This is a genomic window from Caenimonas sedimenti (assembly GCF_007833165.1).
In the GTDB taxonomy this organism is placed as follows: Bacteria; Pseudomonadota; Gammaproteobacteria; order Burkholderiales; family Burkholderiaceae_C; genus Ramlibacter; species Ramlibacter sedimenti.
In genome coordinates, this window is the sequence record NZ_VOBQ01000013.1 from 169227 (window position 1) to 192595 (window position 23369).

A 23369-nucleotide genomic window follows, 5' to 3' on the forward strand; every position below is an offset into this window, starting at 1 on the left:
GCGTCAAGGTTCAGACTGTCCTTGAAATCAATCTGGAGGGCGACATGCTAGAGCTAAGAGTCCCCGACATGAACTGCGGTGGCTGCGCCAAGTCGGTGGCGCGCGCGTGCGCGGCAGTCGACCCCGCCGCGAAGGTCGAGTTCGATTTGCGCGAAAAAAAGATCAAGATCGACTCGGAGGTCCCGCGCGAGAAGTTCGAACAGGCGCTCGCGGGCGCCGGATTCAAGCCCAGCTGATCTGCGAAGGCGCGGCGCGCGACATCAACCCCTGCAAGGAGATTCTGCCATGGACCAGAAACACGCGGCTCACAAGCCAAGCGGGCGCGAGCCCTCGGGGCAAGGAGCCATGGTCCTCGACCACGCGGCTCATGCCGGCCCCGTGGCGACCGAGAAGCCTCAGGCCTCAACGGTCGCGGTTTACGTCTGCCCCATGCACCCCGAGGCGCGCAGCGGGGAGCCCGGGCGCTGCTCGATCTGCGGCATGGCCTTGCAACTCGAAACTCCGGCCTCGGGCGCGCCCGAGGCTCATGGCCACGAACCTCGCGCACACGGGCCGCCGGGCCCGGCGTCGAGTGGCCAAGAGGGGCATGTAGGCCATGGAGGCCATGCAGGCCATGCGGGCCATGCGGCTTCCGCCGAGCAGGCGCCCGCTGCGCCGGCTCAGGCTGGATCAATCTATGTCTGCCCCATGCATCCGGAGGTGCGTCGCGACGCGCCGGGCCACTGTCCGATTTGCGGCATGGCGTTGGAGCCCGAGATGCCCACCTTGGGCGAGGGCAAGGATCCCGAGCTTGCCGATTTCGAGCGTCGCTTCTGGTGGAGCTTGCCTTTGACGGTTGTGGGCGTTGCGCTTGCGATGTTCGGCCACACGCTCGGCGTGATGGACGGGGGGGCCCAGACCTGGATCGAGCTTGCTCTGGGCGCCCCTGTCGTCCTATGGGCTGGCGCTCCCTTTTTCAAACGCTTCTGGGAGTCGCTGCGCAACCGCAGCCCCAACATGTGGACGCTCATCGGCCTGGGCACCGGCGCCGCGTTCCTCTACAGCCTGGTCGCGACTCTCGCGCCAGGGCTCTTCCCGTCGTCGTTCATGTCGATGGGGCGCGTCTCGGTCTACTTCGAGGCGGCCTCCGCGATCATCTCGCTCACACTGCTGGGCCAGGTTCTGGAGCTCCGCGCGCGCTCGGGCGCAGGGGCGGCCATCAAGGCCCTGTTGGGCCTGGCTCCGAAGACCGCCCGCCGCGTGGAGCCGGACGGATCGGAGGCCGACGTGCCGCTCGCGCACGTCCACCAAGGCGACTTGCTCCGCGTGCGGCCAGGAGAAAAAGTGCCCGTCGACGGCGAAGTCGTGGATGGGAAGAGCTCGGTGGACGAGTCGATGGTCACCGGCGAGCCCATGCCGGTCTCCAAGACCGTCGGCGACAAGCTGATCGGCGCGACGATCAACGCGTCGGGGGCCTTGACGATGCGCGCGGAGAAGGTTGGTTCGGCGACGGTGCTCTCGCAGATCGTGCAGATGGTCGCTCAGGCCCAGCGGTCCAAAGCGCCGATGCAGCGCATGGCGGACGTCGTCGCCGGCTACTTCGTCATCGGTGTCGTCGTCGCCGCGCTGGCCACCTTCTTTGCCTGGGGCATTTGGGGCCCGGAGCCCTCCTGGGTCTACGGACTGATCAACGCGGTGGCCGTGCTCATCATCGCCTGCCCTTGCGCGTTGGGCTTGGCCACTCCGATGTCCGTCATGGTGGCCACCGGCGAAGGCGCCAAGCGCGGCGTGCTGTTCAGGGACGCCTCAGCCATCGAGAACATGCGCAAGGTGGACGTGCTCATCGTTGACAAGACCGGCACGCTCACCGAGGGCAAGCCAGCGTTTCAGAAGGCTGTCGCGGCTCCGGGACTTTCGGAGGACGATGTTCTGCGCTTCGCGGCCAGCCTCGACCAGGGCAGCGAACACCCGCTCGCCCACAGCATCGTCGCAGCCGCCAAGGCCAAGGGGCTGGCGCTCGCGAAGGCCGACGCGTTCGATTCCAGCACCGGCATCGGCGTGACCGGAACGGTCGAAGGCAAGAGCCTGGCGCTGGGCAACACCGCCTTGATGCAGAAGATCGGCGTCGACCTCTCCGCCCTGGCCGCGCAAGGCTCCGAGCTGCGGGAGAGCGGCGCGAGCGTCATGCACTTGGCCATCGACGGGCGCTTCGCAGGGTTGCTCGCCGTGGCCGATCCCGTCAAGGTGACCACGCCCGAGGCGATCGCGCGGCTTCGGGCGCAAGGCGTGCGCCTGGTCATGGCCACGGGCGACGGTTTGGCCACCGCCAAGTCGGTCGCGCGGACGCTTGGCATCGACGAGGTGCATGGCGAGGTCAAGCCCGCCGACAAGCTCGAACTCGCCCGCAAGTTCAAGTCGCAGGGGCTGGTGGTCGCGATGGCCGGCGACGGCATCAACGACGCCCCGGCTCTCGCCGGGGCGGACGTGGGCATCGCCATGGGCGCGGGCACCGACGTGGCCATGCAGAGCGCGCAAGTGACTCTCGTGAAGGGGGACCTGCGGGGCATCGCCGATGCGCGCGACCTCTCGGAAGCTTCGGTGCGCAACATGCGCCAGAACCTGCTCTTCGCCTTCCTCTACAACGCCCTCGGAATCCCGTTGGCGGCCGGCGTTCTCTACCCATGGACCGGCTGGCTGCTCTCGCCGATGCTGGCGGCGTTGGCGATGAGCCTGAGCTCCGTCTCCGTCGTCGGCAACGCTCTGCGCTTGAAGCGTTGGCGCTCCTGAGGTTATGGCAGAGCCCATCTGCGGGAGAAATGAGCGTCTGCGCGGCCGCCTTCGTCGCTCAGTCCTGCATGCGGCGACTCGGTCACGCCTCAATATTCACGATCGGCCAGCCCCAGCGGCTGACCAACGTCGAGTTAACCCAAGGAGTCCGCCATGAAGTTGTTCGCGCACGCTCTTCCCGCCGTCGCTATCTGCCTGGCCTTCATCGCCCCAGCGCAGGCGGCTGACACGGACATGAAGGCAATGATGTAAAAGGGCCACGAGAAGATGATGTCCATGCCGATGTCGGGCAAACCGGACGTCGACTTCGCGATGGCCATGCGCGAGCACCACTTGGGCGCCGTCGAGATGTCCCCGTGGCAGATCGACCACGGCAAGGACGCGAAGATGAAGCAGATGGCCCGCAAGATCATCGCCGATCAGAAGAAGGAGATTGCGCAATTTGATCAGTTCCTCGCCAAGAACGCGCACAGCAAGGGCCACGCCGGACACGCGCCGTCCAAGTAGGCAGGTCCGCGAGGGGGCGCGATCGCGTGCCAAAGGGCGCATAAAGAAATCACTTGACCTTGCCACGATGGCAAGGTTGATACTTTCTTTATAAACCCAGAAAGGTGCCTTCCATGATCACGTTTCACATCCCCGATATGAGCTGCGGAAACTGCGCGAGCGCGATCGCGCGGGCCGTGGCGAGCGTCGACGAGCACGCCCGCCTCGAAGTCAGCATCGCGCAGAAGCTTGTATCGGTGCAAAGCGCCGCAGCGGAAAGCGAGCTTGCCAAAGCCATCCAGGAGGCTGGCGACACCCCTGCAAAGTCGACCGCCTCAGCCTCCCGCGCGGCGCCCGCTTCTGGCGGATGCTGCGGCGGCGTGCGGAAGGCGGCTTCCGCCAACGACGCGCAAGCGGCCCCAGCGCGCCGAAGCTGCTGCTGCGGCTGATGCGGAGGTTTGGATGAGCCATGAGCGGCGCTCATGGCTCGCGCGCTAGGCTTCATCTGCACAAGCAGGCAGGAAAGCTATCAAACCGCGTAGAGATGGCGGCGAACTGCCAAAGACGGCACGTCAGCCTACGCGCCGGGTCTGCCGATGAGCGGACGCGGACGCTTTTAAGAGGGAGGATGTCCAGAGTGGCTGCCCCCGGCGCCGCTCGCTCTCCGACATTGGATTGACCTGGATCAAGTCGGCGCTGCGCCTCTCGGCGCAGCATGGCTCGAACGCCTCTTCAACTAGGAATCGCAATGAAAAACACTCGCCTCATCCCCCTTGCCCTCCTCGCCGCGGCTCTCGCGGCCCCGGGCTACGCCGCCACCACGCCCGACGAGCACGCCGCGCACCAGGCGGCGGCCTCGGCCGAAGGAACTGGAACGGCCAAAACGCATGCGGGCAAGCATGGCGCCCACATGCGAATGATGGACTCGCAGACCGACGCGATGAAGGCCATGCACGAGAAGATGATGGCCGCCAAGACGCCCGAGGAGAAGAGCGCGCTCATGAGCGAGCACATGAAGACCATGGGCGCCGGGATGTCCATGATGAAGGACATGCCCAAGGGGATGGGCGACATGAAGAGCGCCAAGGGCATGGCAGAGTGCCACGCGATGATGGAGAAGCGGATGGCCATGATGGGGGCGGCCATGGACATGATGAGCGACCGGCTTCCGCAGCCGGCCAAGTAAGGAGAGAGCCATGACGCCCGATCCCGCCGCCCCGTCTCCGGGCTCCACCCAGCGCGCGGGGATTGGCGTGTTCTTGCGCTCGCACTACGCCCTCGGCTACCTGGTGCTCGGCGCGCTCGCCACCTATCTGTATTTCAGCGAGCACCGCGCCCATTTTCTTGGCGCGTTGCCGTTCCTGCTGATCCTCGCCTGTCCCTTGATGCATCTGTTCATGCACCGGGGCCACGGAGGACACGGCGGGCGCGGATCTCATGGGGCCCGTCCCCCGGCCGACTACGGAGGTCGGCCATAACCACCGACCGCGGGTCCCTCAAAGCCGCCGAGCTGTTGTCGCTCGCGGGCTTGGCCGCGGCCGGAGCCGGCGGCGCGCTCTTGCTTCAACAGTGGCTGGGGCCTTTCGCAGTTGCGATCTTCGCCGTGGGCCTCATCGCGCACGCCGCGGGGATGTGGAGCAAGCATCGGATCGAGGCTCGAGCGCAAGTTCGAACCGCGGCTTGGGAGCCCATCCTTTACTGGCTGTGCTGGTTGGCCTTGGTCGTCCTCGCCGTCTACCTGCTCGTCCCCAACTTTCGGTAGCGGCATGCGCGGAGGATCAAATGCAGACGAATAGATCCGATGCCGGCCCAATGGCGCGCGGCGGGCGCGGTGAGGAGCTTGCATGACTCGGCTCTCCGGCAAAGTGTTCGCAGTCTGCGGGCTATGGATGGTCCTTTTGGGCGTCTATTTCATCTTCCTGCGGCCCGCTCTCTTGCCGGAGGATCCGCGCTTCATGGGAACTTCGCTCGAGGCGCTGCGCCTGGCCGCTCCTGGGCTCGAGCGTTGGCTTGGCCATGTATTCAACGTGATGGGGGGATTCATGGTCGCGGCCGGCGCCCTCACCGCGCTCGTCGCTTGGCGGTTCCTGGCCGCGCGCGCGCCGGGCGCGCTGCTGGCCATGTCTGTCGCAGGCCTGTTCAGCGTCGCCCTCATGAGCGCGACTAACTTCATGCTGCATTCCGACTTCCGCTGGCTGCTGCTGGCTCCGGCGCTGCTGTGGGCGCTCGGGTTGGGGTGCTACTTGCGCGAACGGCAGACGCCTCGCGAGAGCTGAGCCCGCTTCGCGCGGGACACGTCGGAAATTCGGCGCGGCTTTTTTTGCTGATGGCATCGACTCGCGCCCTTAGGGTCAGTGGCGGTGTTGGTGGTGCGAGTCGGGCGCGTGCGGATGCGCGTGCCGCGCGGGCTCGTGGACGTGCTCGTGGCTGTGCAAGCCCTGCGGCATGGGGTCGTGCCGGTGGCCGTGGTGCCCGTCCTGGTGCGTGTGGGCATGCTCGTGCTCCAACATGTCGTGCTCGTGCTCGTGGCCGTGGCGCTCGAGGAGGTGTAGGGAGACGCCCGCAGCCATCAGCAGCCCGGCCCCCGCCATGAGCAACCCGCCGGAGCGGTCTCCCAAGGCCAGAGCTCCAAGCGCGCCGATGAAGGGGGCGCAGGCGAAGACGGATCCCGTGCGCGCCGCGCCGAAGCTGCGCTGCGCCAGAAGGTAGAAGCGCAGCGAGAGCCCGTAGCCGGTCGCGCCTATCGCCAGCAGGCCCAGGGCGGCTGCGCCGCCGGGAAGAGGCTCGCCAAACGCCACGGCGAGCGCGAGGGTGGCGCTGGCTCCGAACGTGGACTTCGCCATCACCACTTGGCCGGGGTCGCGTTCCGCGAGCGCGCGCGAAGCGGCGTTGTCCGCCCCCCACGCGGCGGTGGCCACGAGCACCGCCAGAAGGCCCGCAAGCTGAGCAGAACCGGCTCCGGCCTGGTCGAGGGCGAGCAGCGCGCCGCCTCCGAGAAGCAGAAGCATCGCGATCCAGACGCGCAGGTCCATCGTCTCCTGGTAAAGCAAACGCGCGAGGACCGCCGTGAAGAGAGCTTCCAGCGTGAGCATGAGCGAGGCCCCCGCGCCGCTCGCCCGCTGCAAGCCCCATGCGAGGGCCACCGGTCCGACCACCGCGCCGAAGAAGGCGACCAGCAGCAGGCGCGGCGCGTCCGAACGCGTGAGCGCGGCTTCGCGCTGAGCGCTCCTGCGAAGGGTCGCTCCCACAAGCGCCGCTCCCGCGTAGAGCAGGCAAGCGGTGGAGAAGGGCCCCAGCCCCTTGCCCAGGAGCTGGAGCAAGGGCGTGGAGAGGCCGAAAAGCGCGGCGGCCAGCAGCGCGAGGAAGCCGCCGGCCCCCGCGGGCCCAAGCCGAGCCACGGCGCTCTTCACAAGGTCACTTCCCGGAGTGGTTCGCGGCCAGCACGTTGCCCGGCGCGCTCAGGAAAACGTATAGCGACTGCTTTTCCTTGTCGGCGGCGGCCGGATTTTTGAAGGTGACTTTCCACTCCTTGCCCTTCTTGCCGTCGACCTGCTCAATTTTCTCGTGCTTCACGCCCTTCCAGGAGGCGTCGAGCTTCCCGCTGGCGACCAGGGCGTCCTTGCGCTGCGCGGCGCACCCGAGGACCGTCTCCTCTTTGGCGGGAGTCGAGCCGTGGAAGTGGCAGGAGCTGCCCTTGTCGGCGAAGGCGGGAGCGGCAAGCGAGAGGGCCGAGGCGGAAGCGATGGCGATAGCGATGGCGATAGCGATGGATTTCATGGTGGTTCCGTTCAGAGAGTTTCAGAGGTTGTCGCGAGTGGGATCGGGCTTGGCGAGGTCCAAGTCTTCGTGGAGGTGCTTGTGCTCCTCTTCGGGGAAGCGAAATCCCCCCGGGTCGGCGTCGTGGGCGTAGCCGTGCAGCTGCATCAGGAGCAGCAGGCCGCCTGCGAACATGAGCGCGGTGTTGGCCGCCACCGCCAGCTTCGGAAAATTCGGGCGCCTGCGCCAAGCCGCGAGGACCACGAGCATCGCCGAGAGCGCGGCGATCTGTCCCACCTCGACCCCGACGTTGAAGCTCAGGATGCGCCCCAGCATGGCCATCTTGTCGTCCCCCAAGGGGAGTTGTTGCAGGCGCGTGGAGAGCCCGAAGCCGTGGATCAGGCCGAAAGCGAACACGGCCGCGACCAGGTTCGGCGACTTCATGTCGAAATGCCGCTGAAATCCCCCGTTGTTGTCGAAGCCCTTGTAGATCACCGTGAGCGCGATCACCGCGTCGACCAGCCAATAGTTCCAGGTGATCCCCCAGAACGTGGCCAATATCAGGGTAATGCAGTGGCCCAACGTGAAGGCGGTGACGAACTTGGCGACGTCCCGGAACTTCGTCAAGAAGAAGACCACCCCGAAGAGGAAGAGCAGGTGGTCGTAGCCGGTGAGCATGTGCTTCGCGCCAAGCACGGCGTATTGCAAGTAGCCGCCAGCGAGCATGGCCTGCTTGTCGGCTTCCGAGATGCCATGGGCGAAGGCTAGCGACGGCGCGATGAACGCGGCGAGCGTGGCCGCGCGAGAGAGGGGGTTCATGGTCTTCCGAAGATGCGTCCAAGGCCGCGGGAGGGTCCGCGGGCTAAGCGACTTGACGCCGCCGTTCTCAGTTCACACGGAGAACGAGCGCGAAGCAAGCCGCGCGGGTCAGGACGCGAGCTTCGGGGGCCTCAGAAGGCCATCTATCGTTGGCGAAGGGCGCTCGCGGGCTTCCCAGTCGGGGGGGCCCTGCGGCAGGGCGAGCGCGGCTCTCGCGGAGGGCGCGGCGGGCGGCGCGGCGGAGTTCGCGCCGTCCAAGTGGACATGGAAGGCGCCGTCGCCCGCCTCGTCGACGTGCATGCCGCCATCATCGTGGTGATGGTGGCCGTCGTCCTGCGCATGCGCGAGGACGTGGCCGAGTTCGCCAAGGGGCGTTCCTGCAAACGACGCGCCCGCGAGCGCCTGGCCGAAGGCGGCCAGGAACGCCAGAAGGAACATCAGCTTGCGCATCACGATCTCATTCTACGGGCCCATGCGCCCGGCCAAGCTCAGCAACATCGGCCTGAGCCCGGGAGTTGTGAGGGGCGCAATGGCTGCGCGACGCGCCGGGCCTGCGCGATCGATGTCGCAGCCTACTTCGCAGCTTGCACGGGCGCCGCGCGCCCTAGGTCTTCAAGGATCGGGCAATCTGGACGGTGGTCGCCCTGGCAGCAGTGGATCAGGTGACCCAGCGTCATGCGCATCGACTCCATCTCCTCGATCTTGCGATCGAGCTCGGCGAGGTGCGCCGCGGCCACCTTCTTCACGCTGGCGCTCGGGCGCCTGCGGTTCTGCCAAAGCGCGACGAGCTCGGCGATCTCGGCCATCGAGAAGCCCAGGTCGCGCGAGCGCTTGATGAAGCGCAGGGTGTGGACCTCGGAGTCGCCGTAGACGCGGTAGCCCGACTCGGTCCGGTGGACCTTGGGGAGCAGGCCCAGCAATTCGTAGTGGCGCGCCATCTTGGCGGTCACTCCCGCCTTCTCGGCGGCTGCGCCAATGTTCATCCCTTCTGCGACGGTCTTCATGAGGCCCTCCCTTTCCAGCGGCGTAGCGTCAAAGCGTTGGCGACCACGCTCACCGACGAGAACGCCATGGCGGCTCCGGCGAGCATGGGGTTGAGCAACCCGAACGCCGCGAGCGGGATTCCAACGATGTTGTAGACGAAAGCCCAGAACAGGCCTTGGCGAATCTTCGCGTAGGTCTTGCGCGAGATCTCGATGGCGTCGGCCACCAGGCGTGGGTCGCCCCGCATCAAGGTGACTCCGGCGGCGTGCATGGCGACCTCAGTGCCAGTGGACATGGAGAATCCCACGTCGGCCGCGGCGAGGGCCGGCGCGTCGTTGATGCCGTCGCCCACCATGGCGACGGCCAGGCCGCCGGATTTGAGCTCGGACACGACCTGCGCTTTGTCGGCCGGCAGGACTTCGGCGCGGACCTCGTCGATGCCCAACGCCTGCGCGGCCACCCGTGCGGCGCCCTTGTTGTCGCCAGTGACCATGACGACCCTGATCCCTTGCTCTCGCAGGCTTTCCACCGCCTCCTTGGCGGTGGCCTTCGCGGCGTCACCGAACGCAAGCAGGCCGATCAGCCGCGCGGGCTGCACGCCCTCGGCCAGCCACGAGACGGTGCGCCCCTCGTCTTCCAACGCGCGCGCGCGCAACGCCAGGGGCGCAAGATCGACGCCCAGCTCTTGCATCCAGCGAGAGCTTCCGAGGCTGAGCGCCTGGCCCTTCACATGGGCCGACATACCGCGGCCTGCGACGGCCTTGGCGCCCTGCACGGGGGCGACGCTCAGCAGGTTCTCCTTGGCAGCGTCCATCACCGCGCGGGCCAAGGGATGCTCGCTTCCGGATTGGACGCTCGCTGCTTGGCGCAAAAGGCCCGTGTGGTCCCCGTCGGCCGCCTCGAAAGCGACCAGGTGCGGCTTGCCTTCCGTGAGAGTGCCCGTCTTGTCAAAGGCGGCGACCTTCACGTTGTGGGCGACTTCCAGCGCCTCGGCGTCCTTGATCAGGATGCCGCGGCGCGCGGCAACGCCGGTGCCGGCCATGATGGCCGTCGGCGTGGCGAGCCCCAGCGCGCAAGGGCAGGCGATCACCAGAACCGCGACGGCGTTGAGGATCGCGCTCTGCCAGTCTCCCGTGGCGAAGCCCCAGCTGAGGAGGGTGAGGAGGGCGATGCCCAGGACCACGGGCACGAAGACCTCGCTCACCTGGTCGACCAGGCGCTGGATGGGAGCCTTCTTGGCCTGCGCGGACTCCACCATTCGCGCGATCCGCGAGAGCGTCGATTCGGCGCCGACGGCGGTGGCGGTGGCCGTGAACAAACCCTCTGCGTTCACTGAGCCGCCGACGACCTTCGCACCGGGAGCTTTCGCCACCGGAAGGCTCTCGCCCGTGATGAGCGATTCGTCGACGTGCGTGGACCCTTCCAGGATCTGGCCGTCCACGGGCACCCGCTCGCCCGGGCGCACGACGATCACGTCGCCGACCTTCACCTGGCCGGCGGGGACCTCGACTTCCTCTTCGCCCCGCCGCACGCGCGCGGTGTCGGGGCGCAGCGCGTTGAGGGCCCGGATCGCTTCGGTGGTCTGGCGCTTGGCACGGTGCTCAAGCCACTTGCCCAAAAGGACCAGCGTGATGACGACCGCGGAGGCCTCGAAGTAGAGATGCGGCGCCTTGCCATGACCCTCGTGGCCGATGCGGGCGATGAGTAGGTAGAGCGAGAGGCCATAACCGGCTGACGTGCCCAGCGCGACAAGCAGGTCCATGTTGCCCGCGCGCGCCTTCACAGCCTTCCAGGCGGAGCGGTAGAAGCGGGCGCCCAACCAGAACTGCACGGGCGTAGCCAGGGCCAGTTGCCACCAGCCGGGGAGGGCGAGGTCCAGCCCGAAGAGCATGCCGAGCATCGGCAGCACCAGAGGCAGGGACAGAGCGGCGGCCACGGCGACTGGCCACCAATCCGGCAGGCCCGCCTTCCCGACTTGCTCTGCCGCGTCAGTCGCCTGCGAAAGTTTCGCCTGATAGCCGGCCTTTTCGACGGCGGCCACGAGCCGCGGCAGCACGTCGTCGACGCGGCCTACGAGCTTGACCTCGGCCTTCTCCGTCGCTAGGTTCACTTCGACAGACACCACTTCCGGCAGCTTTCGCAGTGCCTTCTCGACACGCGCCACGCACGATGCGCAGGTCATGCCTTCGATGGCGAGGCTTACTTGCTCCTCGCGCACCGAGTAGCCCGCCCTCTCCACGGCGGCGCGCAGCGTGGCGAGGTCCACCTGGGGCGAGGCCGCGACGCTAGCGCTCTCGGTGGCAAGGTTCACGCTCGCGCGTTCGACGCCCGGCACCTTGGCAAGCGCCTTCTCGACGCGGCTGACGCATGAGGCGCATGTCATGCCCTCGATCGGCAGCTCGATGCCCAGCTTCTGTAAGTTCATGTCCGCCAGGCTCGCTGGCAGCGTCGTCGTGTTCTGCATGGTTGGCTCCTTGCGCCCGAATTGCCAGGCGAGGGAGGGATGTTCAAGCTTGACATCATGGCAAGGTCAAGCCCCTTCTGTCAGCAAGGTTGGGCGTCGCCCACCTGTTGACTCTGACACGGTGGCAAGGCTGACGATGCAGGCCTTCACCACTTTCTACCGGAGCTTTGCCATGATTGAACTGAACCTTCCCGACATGAGCTGCGGCCACTGTGCCAGCACGGTCACGCAGACCTGCAAGCTCGTGGACCCGGCCGCAAAGGTCGAAGTCGACCTGCACGCCAAGCTGATCAAGATTTCCTCGAACGAAGACCCCAGGAACTTCGCCGAGGCCCTGAACGAAGCCGGCTACCCGCCCGCCGCCTGATGCGGGAGGACCGGCGATGGATCTCGCTTACTTGCCGCCCCTTCCCGTGGGGCTGATCTCAGCTGCGGCGCGCGACCTGGCGTTTCGAGCCAACCAGTTCGTCACTGCCGCTCATCCGCGCTTGCCTGGCTGGCCCGGCGCAGCAGTTTTCGCGGCGGTAGTGGCGGCCTGGCTGATGAACTCGATGGATAGGGGCTGTGGCGAGGCCGGACTCATGGTCGCCGCGTGCTTGGGGAGCTTGGTGGCCACTGCGGTGCTGACGGTCGGGTGGACTTCGGAACCCGAGGAGCTCGAGCGCTGGGCGCTGCGGGCCCTAGTGGCCGCTCTCGGGTCCGCGTTCCCGGTACTGGTCTCCACGTGGCCGCGGTGAAGAAGCGACGAACAGCCGGGCGCCTTACCATTCCGAGTTCTTCTAGTTCGCTTCGACGCGAGAGCTTAGCCGAATAGCATGGGCAAGGCGGACACGAACGCTGCGGCGCCGGCCGCATGGCCCATCGCTCGAGTTCTTCGGCTCCGAGGCCCACCCGGCTGCGTTTGCCGCGGTTGCCACCAGGCTCACCGCGCTAAAGGGCGACGATCGCATCGCCGAAGCACCGGTCCGCGAAGTTGACCAGCCACGCTCCCAGTACGGCCGTGACAACGGTCACGCGAGGCAGGATCGGCAGGCACCGGTGGGCGGCCGCGTCGATATCGAGCGCGCGAAGCGGCAGCGATTGCGAAGCATCCATCGGGGCGACTCCTTGCGTCCGCGAGCCGGGCGCATGACGGCGAGATCTGGGCCCGGATGATCGCGCTTGGAGGGCGACCAAAACAGACAGAGTGCCGACGTTTTCGGACACAATGGCCGCCGATGCGCAGAATCGTATTAACCGGTGTACCGCCGTTCGAGGTGCAGGACCTTGCGGGTCCACTGGAGGTATTCGCCCAGTGCGACTACGAGATCGAACTGGTATCCCCGGAGCGTGATGGCTCGACCGCGATCAATCGAGGGCTGCGCATCACCGGCGGCACCGACTTCCGCACGTTTGATCGTCCCATCGACACGCTCTGGGTGGTGGGCGGACCCGAGGCCCCCTCAGGCCACTACGACCCCGCCTATCTGCGCTGGCTGAAAGAGATGTCGTCGCAGGCGCGTCGCGTCGGCGCGAGCTGCCTCGGCACGTTCGTCCTCGCCGCGTCGGGCGCGCTGGAGGGCCGGCGTGTGGTCACGCACTGGCAGTGGTGCGACCACCTTGCCGAGCGCTACCCACGTGTCCAGCTCGTGCGCAGTTCAATCTTTGTGAAGGACGGCCACATCTATACCTCCGCCGGCATCACCACCGGTATCGACCTTGCACTGCTGTTCGTCGAGGAGGACTTCGGGCCACGTAAGGCCTTCGCGATCGCCCAATGGCTCGTGCTTTTCGTCCGGCGGACCTCGAGCTACGCCCAGATCAGCAAGCTGCTCGCACTGCAGTCTGGCTCGATCAAGCCCTTGGACGACTTGGAGAACTGGATCATCGAGCACCTTGCCGAGGACATCAGCGTCGAGCGCATGGCCGCCAACGTAAACATGAGCGCACGCCAGTTCACGCGCGTCTTTCGCAGCGAGAAGGGCACGACCCCGGCGCGCTTCGTCGAACGTGTTCGCGTCGAGGTGGCACGCAGCCTGCTCGAGGCGTCGGGCGTCGGCGTCAAGTCGGTGGCTGCCAAGTGCGGTTTCGGCAGCGCTGACTCGATGCGGCGTTCGTTTCTGCGTGTGGTGGACACCACGCCCAGTGTGGTCGCGGGAGCGCACCGAAAGTCGGGCACCGGTCGCGGACCGTAAGGACCGCGCCTCGGTACGCAACTTGGCGTAAAGCGTCGGGTAGTCGTCGTTCCCGGCCCGCCGCATTTGGGGAAGATGGGCTCGACGGTTGGCACATTGGCCCAGCCGCAGGCCATCTGGAGCCCACGCCATGAGATCCGCCGCCCATGCCGAGCACCGCGCGAAGCACGCCCACCTACACGGTCGGCATGCCGCATCCCCGCCGGGGCCATTGAAGCGACTGCCGTTCTGTGCCACCTTCACAGCCTCCCGGGCTGTGCCGTCAGCGAGTCTCCTCGGGCCGGGGGCGCTTCACATGCGAACCCTGGCAATGCGAACCTTCTGGCCGAGCCAGCCCGCATTGCGGTGGGAGTCGCCTGCCACCGGCGCATTGCTTGCACTGGCGCCGCTTGTTCCAGGCGCGCTCGCCGCAGCCATCCTGGACACGTTCGCCTGGTGTTATGGCGAGGCGCGTATCACGCTGGCCGTCTGCTTGATCGGCGCGGTTGCTTCAGGCACCTTGCTGCTCTGTTGGACCTTCGACCTCGCAAGCATGAGGCGTTCCATTGCTTATGCGGTCGCAGCGGGCGTCGGCGCCACCGTGCCGCTTCTCCAGTTTGGATAGGAGGCCGCCACGGACCCTCCAACCGACAACTCCCCCAGCCCCGTCTCTTCGCACCCGCAAGCGAAAGAAGCCCGAACCCACCCCGGAAAGACCATGAAAAGCCCCTTCAACTCACCTTTCGCCGCTGTCTTGGCGAGCGCCCTCGTCCTCAGTGCCTCGGCCGTTCTGGCGCAGGCTCCGCCGCTGCCCGCCCCGGAAGCCACGGACCCCGTGAAGCTCGAACTCATGAAGGGGTTTCCGCCCGCTCCTGAAAAGACAGTGAAGCTGTCTTCGGTATTGAAGTTCCCCAACGGGCGCTGGGCCTTCCACCACATGCGCGAACTCGGGCCGACCGCGCAGGTCTGGCGTGGCGACGAGAAGCCTTCGGTTCTGCGCGAATCGTTGCTGGACCTGGGCTCGCTCGGCTTCGAGAGCGACAGGGGCGGCAGGACCACCCTGGCCGATTGGCAGCATGCAACCTTCACCGATGGCCTGCTCGTGTTGCACCGGGGCAAAGTCGTCTACCAGAAGCACTACTCCGGTATGGCCGCCCACCAACCGCACTCGCTGTGGTCGATGAGCAAGTCGTTCACCGGCCTGCTCGCGACGATTCTCATCAAGGAAGGCACGATCGACCCCAACGCCTTGGTGACGAAATACCTCCCCGAGCTGAAGGACAGCGCATGGGCGGACGCCACCGTGCAGCAGACACTCGACATGACCACCGGCGTCGCCTACAGCGAGAACTTCCGCGACCCGAACTCCGGCATCTTTCAGTACCTGCATGCCGCCGGGCTGCTGCCAGCGCCGCCGACGTACGCGGGGCCGCGCACCATCCCCGATTTGCTGGTGACCATCAAGAAGGAGGGTGAGCACGGGGCGGGGTTCAAGTACAAGACCGTCGACACCGAAGTGATGGGCTGGCTGCTGCAGCGCGTCACAGGCAAGAGCTACGCGGCGCTGCTTTCCGAGCGCATCTGGTCGCGCATCGGCGCACAGGATGACGCCTACGTCTGGGCCGACCCAATCGGCACGCAGATCACCAGCGTGGGCTTCAGCGCGACGTTGCGGGACCTCGCACGGGTGGGCGAGATGATGCGTCTGGCGGGCCGCTACAACGGGCACCAGGTCGTCGCGGAAGGCGTCATCGCCGAGATCCGCAAGGGCGGCGACAGCGAGAAGTTCAAGGCCAACGGCCAGGCGATGCGGGCTGGCTACTCGTATCACAACCAGTGGTGGGTTCCGCATGACCGTGACGGCACCTTCGAGATGAAGGGATTGAATGGGCAGCACATGCACATCAATCCGGCGGCCGAACTGGTCATCGTCAAGCTCTCCTCGCACCCGGTGGGAGACACGAGCTTTACGCACAACGCCGACCGCCACGCGTTCGCTGCCATCGCGGCCGCGCTGCGCAGCCACTAACGCGTCCAGCACGCGGCCCGCAAGAGGCGCTTGACCTTCCAAACGTGGCAAGCCCGACAACTGCAACGGAAGCCATTTCGGCTCAGCAAAACCAAGGCGACTCCAGCCGCGAAAGGAAAGTGATGAAAGTCAAACGCGTAACCCTGATCACCGCGGCGATAGGCGTCGCGCTCGCCATCACCGGATGCAAAGAGACGGTGGCGTCTGCCGCCCCGGCAAAGCCACCCGGCGTTCCGGTGGCCGAGGTCATCGTTCGCTCGGTGACACCGTCTGCCGAGTTCACCGGCGCGCTGACCGCAGTCAATCGGGTCGAACTGCGCCCGCGAGTCGCCGGCTACATCCAGCATGTGAGCGTGCCAGAGGGACGCTTCGTCCAGAAGGGTCAGAGGCTCTTTCTCATCGATCCGAGGGTGTTCGAAGCTGCGCTGACCGCCGCGACGGCGCGCCTGCGCGAGGCTGAAGTAGCATCATTGCTCGCCCAGGCAGAGCATGCGCGAGCCGAACAGCTGTTCGCCGAAAAAATTGTTGCTCGTGATCGTCTCGACACGGCCACCGCCTCACTGAATGCGCGCAAAGCACAGGTCGACGCCGCAAGGGCGGCGCTGGATGCGGCGCAATTGGACTTGAGCTTCACGCGCGTCACGGCGCCAATCAGTGGACGTATCGGCCAAGCCCTCGTGACCGAGGGCAACTACGTCGCGAGTGGCGTGACCCCCCTCACGACAATCGTCTCGACCGATCCGCTCCATGTCTATTTCGATGTCGACGAACGCACGTATCTGGGTTCACTCGCCGCAGGCCGAAGGAACGCTGCGCAGGGGTCGCAGGCAGCAAAGGTTAGGGTGGCACTGCTCACCGACAAGACGTACTCGCGGCTCGGCCGTGTCGACTTTGTCTCGAACACCGCCGATCGGGGGACAGGAACGGTGCGTATCCGCGCAGTTGTGGACAACCCAGACGGGCAGTTGACGCCCGGCCTTTTTGCCAAGGTCAAACTGGAGACTGGCGCGCCCAAAGACAGTGTGCTGGTCTCCGATCAATCGATCGGCACCGATCAGGGCCGGCGCTATGTGCTCGTGGTCGGCAAAGACTACAAGACGGAATACCGGCCCGTCGAGCTTGGCCCGGTAGTGGAGGGTTTGCGCGTGATCGAACAAGGTCTGCAGGCCGGCGAACGCATCGTCGTCAAGGGGCTGGTGCGCCCGGGCATGCAGGTCACGCCACAGCCTGCCGCGATTGACGGTGCGCACATGGCGGTGGCGCAAACCTCGGGAGCCGCGCAATGACTTTCCCACGTTTCTTCATCGATCGCCCGATCTTTGCCATCGTCCTGTCGATCCTGATCGTCATCGCAGGAATCGCTGCCTTCTTCCAGTTGCCGCTCAGCGAGTATCCGGCGGTGACGCCACCGACCGTGCAAGTTTCCGCTTCCTACCCGGGCGCCAATCCCAAGGTGATTGCTGAGACGGTGGCAGCGCCACTGGAGCAGGCGATCACCGGGGTCGAGGGCATGCAGTACATGTCGTCGCAATCGGCAACCGATGGCCGGATGGTTCTGACCGTCACTTTCAGGCAGGGAACGAATGCTGATATGGCACAGATCCAGGTGCAAAACCGGGTCTCGCGCGCGCTGCCGCGTCTGCCAGAAGAGGTGCAACGGCAGGGCGTCGTTACGCAGAAGACCTCGCCAGACATCCTGATGGTGGTTCACCTGCTGTCGCCCGACAAGCGCTACGACCCCCTCTACATTTCCAATTACGCCTACCTCCAGGTGCGAGACGAGCTGTCCCGCATCCCCGGAGTCAGCGACGTCCTGGTTTGGGGCGCTGGCGAATACAGCATGCGACTCTGGCTCGATCCGAGCCTGATCGCCGCACGCGGGCTGACGGCTGGCGACGTGATCGCCGCAGTGCGCGAGCAGAACGTGCAGGTGGCAGCCGGTTCCGTTGGCCAGGCGCCCAATTCCAGTGCCGCATTCCAAGTGACGGTGAACACGCTCGGGCGCTTGACCGACGAGAAGCAGTTCGGCGAAATCATCGTCCGCACGGGTGCCGACGGCCAGGTGACACGCTTGCGCGATGTCGCCCGCATCGAGATGGGGGCGGATGCCTACGCACTGCGCAGCCTGCTTGACGGTGAGCCTGCCGTCGCGCTGCAAATCGTTCAGAGCCCGGGCGCCAACGCACTCGACGTTGCGCAGTCCGTTCGAGCCACCATGCAGCGGCTCGAAGGCAGCTTCCCGGCCGGTCTCAGCTCGCGCATCGCGTATGACCCGACGGTCTTTGTTCGTGCCTCGCTGGAGTCGGTGGCAACCACCCTGCTGGAGGCGATCCTTCTCGTCGTGATCGTGGTGGTGCTGTTCCTGCGCAACTGGCGGGCTTCGCTCATCCCCCTCATGGCAGTGCCGGTTTCGCTGATCGGCACTTTCGCCGTGATGCATCTGATGGGCTTCTCGCTCAACACCTTGTCCCTGTTTGGCCTGGTGCTGTCGATCGGCATCGTCGTCGACGACGCCATCGTCGTGGTCGAGAACGTCGAGCGACACATCGAAAATGGGGAGGAGCCGGCTCAAGCCGCCAGGCGCTCCATGGACGAGGTCACCGGTCCGATCATCGCGATCACCTCGGTGCTCGCTGCCGTTTTCATCCCGACCGCCTTCCTGAGTGGTCTGCAGGGCGAGTTCTATCGCCAATTTGCGCTCACGATCGCCATCTCGACCATCCTGTCGGCGGTCAACTCGCTCACGCTCAGCCCGGCGCTTGCAAGTCTCTTGTTGCGACCGCGCGAGGCGGGGATCATGCGTGACCCACGCAGCTTGCGGGGTCGTGCTGATCGCTTGTTTCAGGCGCTTGGCCGTCCGTTCCAGCGTGCACCGGACGCTTACGGCAATACCGTCCGCAAGGTCGTGCGGATCAGCGGCGTGGCGCTGCTGGTTTACGCCGGGCTTCTCGTGCTGACCTTCCTTGGATTCAAGGCCGTTCCGCCAGGCTTTGTGCCAATGCAGGACAAATATTACCTGGTCGGGATCGCCCAGCTACCCAACTCGGCATCGCTGGATCGCACCGACGCCGTCGCCAAGCAGATGTCGAAGATCGCGCTGGCTGAACCTGGCGTCGAAAGCGTCGTGGCGTTCCCTGGACTGTCAATCAACGGCTTCGTCAACGTGCCGAACGCCGCGGTCATGTTCGTCATGCTCGACCCGTTCAAGGATCGCACGACGCCCGATCTCAGCGCGACCGCAATCGCCGGGCGGATGCAAGCCAAGTTCGCCAGTATCCCGGACGGCTTCCTCGGCGTGTTCCCGCCGCCACCAGTGCCCGGCCTTGGCGCGACCGGTGGCTTCAAGATGCTGGTCGAGGACCGAGGCGGCGCCGGGCTCGAAGCCCTGGTCCAGCAGACTCAGATCCTGATGACGAAAGCCACCGAGTCGGGACAGGTCGCCGGGCTTCTAACGAGCCTGGACGTCAATGCACCGCAGCTCGACGTCGCCATCGATCGCACCCAGGCCAAGAGCCAGGGGGTTCGTCTGGCGGATGTATTCGAGTCGCTCCAGGTCTATCTCGGCTCCCTCTATGTCAACGACTTCAACCGCTTCGGCCGCACCTACAAGGTGACGGCTCAAGCCGATGCGGACCACCGGATGCAGGCCGAAGCCATTGGCCGCTTGCAGGTGCGCAACGCCGCGGGGGACATGCTGCCCTTGTCCTCGTTTGTCACGGTCTCGCGGAGTTCCGGTCCAGACCGGGTGATCCACTACAACGGCTACCCCTCGGCCGACATCTCGGGGGGCGCGATGCCGGGGGTTAGTTCGGGGCAAGCCGTTGCGGTCATGGAGCGCCTGGCGAGGGAGGTCCTGCCCGAAGGCATGAGCTTCGAATGGACTGACCTCACTTACCAGCAAAAGCTGGCCGGAGATTCGGCGCTGTTCATCTTCCCGCTGTGCGTGCTGCTCGCCTATCTCATCCTCGCGGCGCAATACAACAGCTTGCTGCTGCCTTTGGCCGTCCTGCTGATCGTGCCGATGTGTCTGCTGAGCGCGATCGTTGGCGTCTGGCTGGTGGGCGGCGACAACAACGTCTTCGTCCAGATCGGGCTCATCGTGCTTGTTGGTTTGGCCGCCAAGAACGCGATCCTCATCGTCGAGTTCGCACGCAACCGCGAATCGCAGGGATCAAGCGCGCTGGATGCGGTCATCGAGGCGTGCCGCCTGCGGCTGCGGCCCATCCTGATGACCTCGCTCGCTTTCATCGCCGGTGTCGTTCCGCTCGTACTGGCCACCGGCGCGGGAGCCGAGATGCGGCAAGCCATGGGAATCGCAGTCTTCGCAGGCATGCTCGGCGTGACGCTGTTCGGCTTGTTCCTGACGCCGGTTTTTTATGTGGTGATGCGCAGCCTGTCGGCCCGCTTCGAGCGGCACAGGCCAAGCGCCACGCCGCGCTTGGAGGTCAGCACGTCATGAGAAATCCCTATCAAGCGATTCTGCCCAGCCTGACTGCGCTCATCCTGGCCGGATGCGCGGCGGTGGGCCCCATCTACTCCCCGCCCTCTCTGCCGTCTCTGCCTTCGTCGCAGTTTCCCGCCAGCTTCGGCGAGTCGCCGGCGGGTCTCGGCTCGGGGGCCGTCGAGGTGGCTTGGTGGCGCGCCTTCGAGGATCCAACGCTGGTCACCCTGATCCAGCGGGCGCTCGCGGCAAACCATGACATCGGCATCGCTGCCGTGCGGCTCGATGAGGCAATGGCGATGCTGGGGGAGAGCCGTCAAGGCTTTCTGCCGACCGGTGGTGCCGGGCTCGGTTACCAGAACCGCCGCTGGAGTGCCATCGAGACGCCGCCTGGCCAGCCGCGTCGGGTCGAAACCTATCGCGGCGCGGTCGACGCATCCTGGGAAATCGATCTCTTTGGCCGTGTGCGGCGGTCGGTGGAGGCCGCTCAGGCGCAAGCGGGCTCCCGCGAAGCGCTGTTGCGCGGTGTGCAGGCTGGCGTCGCTGCCGCGGTGGCCGCCACCTGGTTCGAGCTAGGCGGTATCGAGGCGGAAATCACTGTGGCGGCCGACATCAGCCAGAGCCAGCGCGAAAGCCTGGGCCAAGTCGAACGTCTCGTGCGCGCCGGTTCTGCCAGCGAATTCGACCGCCTGCGTGCCGAGGCCTTGTTGCGCCAAATAGAGGTGACCGTGCCCGAACTGGAGCGGCGCCGGGCGGCCACCGCCAACGCATTGGCCATCCTCCTTGGTGAGGCGCCCCAGACGTTCAAACCGCCCATTGCCACGCCTTCGCATGAAGCGCTGACCGTTCGAACAATCGCCGTGGGCGATCCTGCCGCACTCCTTTCACGACGCGCCGACATTGCGGCGGCTGAACGGACCCTCGCTGCGGCGACTGCCCGGATCGGGGTCGAGACGGCCGGTCTCTACCCTGAGATCCAGGTGCAGGGCTCGATCGGGCTGGTTGCGGGGAGTCTCGGTGCATTGAGTGGCGCTGGAGCGCTGTCCAGCTTCCTCGGCCCGGTCATTCGTTGGTCATTTCTCGATACCGGGCGCGTCCGTGCCCGCATCGCTGCCAGCGAGGCACGTACCAAAGAGGCGCTGATCGCCTACGACCAGACCGTGTTGCGTGCACTCCAGGAAACCGACGATGCCTTCAAGGCCTATGCTGCCGCGGGCAGTACGCTTGGGCTGCGTGTGATTGAGTCAGCGGCAAATCGCGAGGCGGCTCGTCTTGCCCGCGTGCGGTTTTCAGCGGGCGAGGGTATTTACCTGGATGTGCTCGAAGCCGAACGTTCCGACTTTGCAAGCCGGCGTGCACTGGCAGTCGCTCGCACCCACCAGCGGCTTGCCGTTGTCAGCATCTACAAGGCGCTGGGCGGGGGCTGGGAGATCTGCGCGCAGGCGGATGAGGACTGCGGTGGAGCCCACCGCAATTCGAACGTGCGCGTCGTGAAACAAATTTCCCGCGGGCCTTGACATTCCCATGAGGGGAAGCTTGAAACTTCGCTTCGAAACGAAACCCGCAAGCAAGTCCAAGGTTTTCCCGGGTTGATTCGATAAGTCCCATAGGAGAAGAAAGCAATGAATATCGGTCAAGCAGCCAAGATCTCCGGCGTCTCGGCGAAGATGATTCGCTACTACGAAGAGATTGGCTTGATCCCGCAAGCCGTTCGTTCTGATGCAGGCTATCGACACTACAGCTCTCCGGACCTACATAGCCTTCGCTACATCCGTCGCGCACGCGACCTTGGATTTTCTGTTGAACAGATTTCCGAACTACTTGTCTTGTGGCGCGACCGTGACCGCGCGAGCGCCGACGTCAAGGCGATGGCGCTTTCCCACGTCACCGGTCTGAGGGCGAAATTCGCTGAACTGCAAGCGATGGCGCGGACCCTCGAGCAATTGGTCCAGCACTGCCACGGTAATGATCTCCCGGATTGCCCCATCATTGCGGATTTGGCTGAGCCTGCGGCCGCAGCGGTGGCAGAACATTGTTCACAGGCTGCACGTAGGACGCCCCGTTTGGAGTCGACACGCCCGCTTCGTCACGCCATCGCACCGCCACGGTAACTCTTTCGTGAGCTGGGGTAAACGCGTACCCCGCTTTCTCAGCATTCGTTTCTACGCGACCTGGTCTGCCCGGCGTTTTGGACCCCGGCGACGGCATCGGTGTGCGGGGGAGTCGCAGTCGCTGGGTCAATCGCGACCGGTGATTTGACGTCCCTGCGGATCCGGGTTTGCGATCAGGAGGCGTGCATTTGCCGCCATTGTGGAAGTCCGCTATGTTGGTCAGGGTAGACGTTTCCTCCATTCGCCATGGATGATTGATCAAGATGGTCGCCAGGCTCATCGCTTAACGGTAGACGCTTTCTTGTCTGTGCGCTCCAGCTTCCTGTGCAGAACGGTCAACGCGTGACGCTTCTCGGCAAGGTACTCACAAAGCCGGGTTTCGGGGGGCGGCGTGCGTCGCTAAAGCGACTGCGCCCAATGACAGTCGTGCTGCAAAGATATTTCCGCTCGTGTCACCCATCGCTCTGATCAGCCGCGCGTTCGGCAAGGGTAGTGGAGCAGGCAACTGCGCGGCCAATGCTCCTCCGGTACTTGCTCGATGGCGCACTCCAATGCTTGGGAGGTGATGGTTCAGTTTGAACCGGGGCGCATACAAAAGAGTTCTTAGTCTTTTGCGACAGGGCCGGCGCCAAGCTGCATTGCCGCGTGCAATAGCTCGTCGGCCTGTTTGCGCAGTGCCTTGGCGCACCGGGCTCCGGCCCGGCACCGTTGAAGAACGCCAAGTAGGCACCAGAAACGTCCCGTTCGGCTTGGCTGGCTTGGACGTTAGCATCGCGCCACGCGGCGACGGCCGCTCTGAGTTTTTCAGGCATGGGGTAAAGGCTACCTCATTTCCCTGTTCTCTCGCTTGTCAGACTAGGGCTGCTGGGCTGTGGCAATATCGCGCCCATGGAAAATCACGTTGCTGACTGGCTGCGAGTACACCGGCAACTTATCGACGCCGAGACGGCATTCACCGATCTGGCGATCAAGGCCACGGACGGCTCTATCTCATCGCAACAACTCGAGGAAGCCCGTAGTCAACTCATGGCCTTACGCGAGCTGTGCAGCGTGATCTACATCAAGGCCTTCCCCAGCGGGGGTAAGTAGCCCGAACTTTTAGGCGTTGGTTTCGACCATCGCCACCACATCCTCCATGCTCCACAGGAAGTCGGTCACGCGCGCCTCCAACCATTACCTGCTTGGGAAAGAGGTCACGTCCCTGCGATCGCGCGCCGCCTCCCTTCGCCGACGCACACGCGGGACGCAGGGGCCTGCTCTGGCTGGCTAATTCTTCACGTCAGAGCGGTCGGGAAGGTCGGCTGGAATCATGAGGATCCGCGTCGCGCTAGGATTTGAGCAAAGAGGAAGCGAGGGGATC

Annotated in this window: 22 protein-coding genes and 1 pseudogene; 16 read left to right on the plus strand and 7 right to left on the minus strand. The window is 65.5% G+C overall.

Annotation, left to right across the window (positions count from 1 at the left end; translation table 11 throughout):
- Nucleotides 1–44: 44 nt before the first annotated feature.
- The 7 genes from FN976_RS17085 to FN976_RS17115 all read left to right on the plus strand — a co-directional run bounded on the left by FN976_RS17085 (nucleotide 45) and on the right by FN976_RS17115 (nucleotide 5528).
- Nucleotides 45–236: a heavy-metal-associated domain-containing protein gene (locus tag FN976_RS17085; protein WP_145894248.1), complete on the plus strand. Its 192-nt coding sequence runs from the start codon at nucleotides 45–47 to the stop codon at nucleotides 234–236.
- Between the two features lie 109 nt (nucleotides 237–345).
- Complete coding sequence (locus FN976_RS17090) at nucleotides 346–2766, plus strand: copper-transporting P-type ATPase (RefSeq protein ID WP_145894356.1); 2421 nt, start codon at nucleotides 346–348, stop codon at nucleotides 2764–2766.
- Between the two features lie 276 nt (nucleotides 2767–3042).
- The gene (locus FN976_RS17095) at nucleotides 3043–3273 is read left to right on the plus strand and encodes a DUF305 domain-containing protein (protein WP_255440521.1); all 231 of its coding nucleotides are present in this window, start codon (nucleotides 3043–3045) and stop codon (nucleotides 3271–3273) included.
- A 113-nt stretch (nucleotides 3274–3386) separates the two neighbouring features.
- Complete coding sequence (locus tag FN976_RS17100) at nucleotides 3387–3701, plus strand: heavy-metal-associated domain-containing protein (protein ID WP_145894249.1); 315 nt, start codon at nucleotides 3387–3389, stop codon at nucleotides 3699–3701.
- Nucleotides 3702–4000: 299 nt separating this feature from the next.
- The gene (locus tag FN976_RS29520; protein ID WP_186510932.1) at nucleotides 4001–4438 is read left to right on the plus strand and encodes a hypothetical protein; all 438 of its coding nucleotides are present in this window, start codon (nucleotides 4001–4003) and stop codon (nucleotides 4436–4438) included.
- Between the two features lie 10 nt (nucleotides 4439–4448).
- Nucleotides 4449–4730, plus strand: a complete 282-nt coding sequence (locus FN976_RS17110) for a DUF2933 domain-containing protein (protein WP_145894250.1) — start codon at nucleotides 4449–4451, stop codon at nucleotides 4728–4730.
- A gap of 366 nt (nucleotides 4731–5096) precedes the next feature.
- Nucleotides 5097–5528, plus strand: coding sequence for a hypothetical protein (locus FN976_RS17115; RefSeq protein WP_145894251.1), 432 nt, complete (start codon nucleotides 5097–5099; stop codon nucleotides 5526–5528).
- A 75-nt stretch (nucleotides 5529–5603) separates the two neighbouring features.
- Here FN976_RS17115 and FN976_RS17120 read toward each other — a convergent pair whose 3' ends face one another.
- The 6 genes from FN976_RS17120 to FN976_RS17145 all read right to left on the minus strand — a co-directional run bounded on the left by FN976_RS17120 (nucleotide 5604) and on the right by FN976_RS17145 (nucleotide 11275).
- Nucleotides 5604–6650 carry a DMT family transporter gene (locus FN976_RS17120; RefSeq protein ID WP_145894252.1) on the minus strand — a complete coding sequence of 349 codons (1047 nt, stop codon included), beginning with the start codon at nucleotides 6648–6650 and terminating at the stop codon, nucleotides 5604–5606.
- A gap of 16 nt (nucleotides 6651–6666) precedes the next feature.
- Nucleotides 6667–7029, minus strand: a complete 363-nt coding sequence (locus FN976_RS17125; protein WP_145894253.1) for a DUF6488 family protein — start codon at nucleotides 7027–7029, stop codon at nucleotides 6667–6669.
- A 21-nt stretch (nucleotides 7030–7050) separates the two neighbouring features.
- On the minus strand, nucleotides 7051–7827 hold the full coding sequence (locus tag FN976_RS17130) for a HupE/UreJ family protein (RefSeq protein WP_145894254.1): 777 nt from the start codon (nucleotides 7825–7827) through the stop codon (nucleotides 7051–7053).
- Between the two features lie 108 nt (nucleotides 7828–7935).
- The gene (locus tag FN976_RS17135; protein WP_186510933.1) at nucleotides 7936–8277 is read right to left on the minus strand and encodes a hypothetical protein; all 342 of its coding nucleotides are present in this window, start codon (nucleotides 8275–8277) and stop codon (nucleotides 7936–7938) included.
- A gap of 122 nt (nucleotides 8278–8399) precedes the next feature.
- Entirely contained in the window at nucleotides 8400–8831 is a 432-nt protein-coding gene (cueR, locus tag FN976_RS17140) for a Cu(I)-responsive transcriptional regulator (RefSeq protein WP_145894256.1), read from the minus strand.
- Complete coding sequence (locus FN976_RS17145) at nucleotides 8828–11275, minus strand: heavy metal translocating P-type ATPase (protein ID WP_145894257.1); 2448 nt, start codon at nucleotides 11273–11275, stop codon at nucleotides 8828–8830. Before FN976_RS17145 ends, cueR (FN976_RS17140) begins: the two co-directional genes overlap by 4 nt.
- 172 nt (nucleotides 11276–11447) lie before the next feature.
- Between FN976_RS17145 and FN976_RS17150 the strand changes: the two genes are divergently transcribed.
- Nucleotides 11448–11642 (plus strand): heavy-metal-associated domain-containing protein, encoded by a 195-nt coding sequence (locus FN976_RS17150; RefSeq protein WP_145894258.1) that lies wholly within the window; start codon nucleotides 11448–11450, stop codon nucleotides 11640–11642.
- 563 nt (nucleotides 11643–12205) lie between these two features.
- Here the strand turns inward: FN976_RS17150 and FN976_RS28910 are convergent.
- Complete coding sequence (locus FN976_RS28910) at nucleotides 12206–12370, minus strand: hypothetical protein (protein WP_186510934.1); 165 nt, start codon at nucleotides 12368–12370, stop codon at nucleotides 12206–12208.
- A gap of 122 nt (nucleotides 12371–12492) precedes the next feature.
- Between FN976_RS28910 and FN976_RS17155 the strand changes: the two genes are divergently transcribed.
- The 8 genes and pseudogenes from FN976_RS17155 (at nucleotide 12493) to FN976_RS17190 (ending at nucleotide 23098) form a co-directional block, all read left to right on the plus strand.
- Entirely contained in the window at nucleotides 12493–13449 is a 957-nt protein-coding gene (locus FN976_RS17155; protein WP_186510935.1) for a GlxA family transcriptional regulator, read from the plus strand.
- A 295-nt stretch (nucleotides 13450–13744) separates the two neighbouring features.
- The gene (locus FN976_RS17160) at nucleotides 13745–14053 is read left to right on the plus strand and encodes a hypothetical protein (protein WP_145894260.1); all 309 of its coding nucleotides are present in this window, start codon (nucleotides 13745–13747) and stop codon (nucleotides 14051–14053) included.
- A 93-nt stretch (nucleotides 14054–14146) separates the two neighbouring features.
- Nucleotides 14147–15457, plus strand: a complete 1311-nt coding sequence (locus tag FN976_RS17165) for a serine hydrolase domain-containing protein (protein ID WP_145894261.1) — start codon at nucleotides 14147–14149, stop codon at nucleotides 15455–15457.
- Nucleotides 15458–15579: 122 nt separating this feature from the next.
- Complete coding sequence (locus FN976_RS17170; protein WP_145894262.1) at nucleotides 15580–16743, plus strand: efflux RND transporter periplasmic adaptor subunit; 1164 nt, start codon at nucleotides 15580–15582, stop codon at nucleotides 16741–16743.
- Complete coding sequence (locus FN976_RS17175; protein WP_145894263.1) at nucleotides 16740–19916, plus strand: efflux RND transporter permease subunit; 3177 nt, start codon at nucleotides 16740–16742, stop codon at nucleotides 19914–19916. The genes FN976_RS17170 and FN976_RS17175 overlap by 4 nt, the downstream gene beginning before the upstream one ends.
- Entirely contained in the window at nucleotides 19913–21415 is a 1503-nt protein-coding gene (locus FN976_RS17180; protein WP_145894264.1) for an efflux transporter outer membrane subunit, read from the plus strand. The genes FN976_RS17175 and FN976_RS17180 overlap by 4 nt, the downstream gene beginning before the upstream one ends.
- A gap of 105 nt (nucleotides 21416–21520) precedes the next feature.
- Nucleotides 21521–21901: pseudogene (cueR, locus tag FN976_RS17185) on the plus strand (Cu(I)-responsive transcriptional regulator); the annotation flags it as partial.
- A 996-nt stretch (nucleotides 21902–22897) separates the two neighbouring features.
- Complete coding sequence (locus tag FN976_RS17190) at nucleotides 22898–23098, plus strand: hypothetical protein (protein WP_145894266.1); 201 nt, start codon at nucleotides 22898–22900, stop codon at nucleotides 23096–23098.
- Nucleotides 23099–23369: the final 271 nt, after the last annotated feature.